Raw genomic sequence first — 876 nt, 5'->3', positions numbered from 1 at the left:
GGTTATTATTCGGCTCGCCAACGTCCGCCTTAACCAGCAGGTCCACGCCCAGCTCCACCGCCGCCTCCCAGGTGCTGGCTTCGGCCTGTAAAAGGTCGGCGTTATTCTCTGCCAGCGAATCACGTGGTTTCATGTGGCATCCTTACTTCACGTCTTGTGGGAAGTGTTCTTTGATCACTTCCTGCGGCTTTGGTCCGAAATCCGCCGGCGACAGCATGTTGCGTACGCCTACCGCGTATTTGTTTCCCGACCCGCTAATCTCGCCGGGCATGTGCGTTGAGGCGATGCTGCTGTCCGCGCCGTTCAGTTCACTTTTGTATTCACCCACTGCGCAGCTGTTCACCGTGTGGTCAATGTTTGACTGGGTTAAAAACTGGTCCACTTTCATCTTCATGATCATGGAGCTACCTTGCCCATTGCCACACACAGCCAGGATACGTACGGTCATAATCGAAACTCCTTAATGAGCAGACACTTCTGCTGTTTGTTTTTCTGCATCTTCTTCAGCCCGCAGCGAACGGCCAGCGAAGAACATATAAGCCAGGGCAATCAAAATGATGACGGCCATAAAGACCAGCCCGACGGGCGTAAAGCCCTGCATCTTCTGCGGCGCCAGAATTGACCAGTCCGCCATGCCCATCCAGGCGCTCATGCCAGTGAGCTTGACCGCCCAGACGCACCCGAAGATTTCAACCATGCCCATCACCAGGCAGATCTTGAGCGCTGCGCGCCATCCGCCGGAGTTGTTAGCAAACACGCCAATAGTGGCGTTGGAGAAGAACATCGGGATAAAGCCAGGGATAATCAGGATTGAGGAGCCACAGCCCACCAGCATGCCGACCGCAATCAGCTGGCCGATGGTGCCCTACATAAAGC

2 protein-coding genes are annotated in these 876 nt (G+C 55.3%); both read right to left on the bottom strand.

Annotated elements, in window-relative coordinates:
* Positions 1-142: 142 nt before the first annotated feature.
* Positions 143-448: a PTS ascorbate transporter subunit IIB gene (gene ulaB, locus NS334_RS17465; protein WP_058757041.1), complete on the bottom strand. Its 306-nt coding sequence runs from the start codon at positions 446-448 to the stop codon at positions 143-145.
* A gap of 12 nt (positions 449-460) precedes the next feature.
* Complete coding sequence (locus NS334_RS17460) at positions 461-850, bottom strand: PTS transporter subunit IIC (protein ID WP_275044707.1); 390 nt, start codon at positions 848-850, stop codon at positions 461-463.
* Positions 851-876 lie beyond the last annotated feature (26 nt).

The organism is Sphingomonas endophytica (assembly GCF_001476895.1).
Taxonomy (GTDB): domain Bacteria; phylum Pseudomonadota; class Alphaproteobacteria; order Sphingomonadales; family Sphingomonadaceae; genus Sphingomonas; species Sphingomonas endophytica_A.
The sequence above is the reverse complement of the archived record's forward strand: the minus strand, read 5'-3'. Positions and strand labels throughout refer to the sequence as shown.

Bases quoted from the DNA above. Each gene is read 5' to 3' on its own strand.
- ulaB (WP_058757041.1), bottom strand. From the start codon at position 448: ATGACCGTACGTATCCTGGCTGTGTGTGGCAATGGGCAAGGTAGCTCC.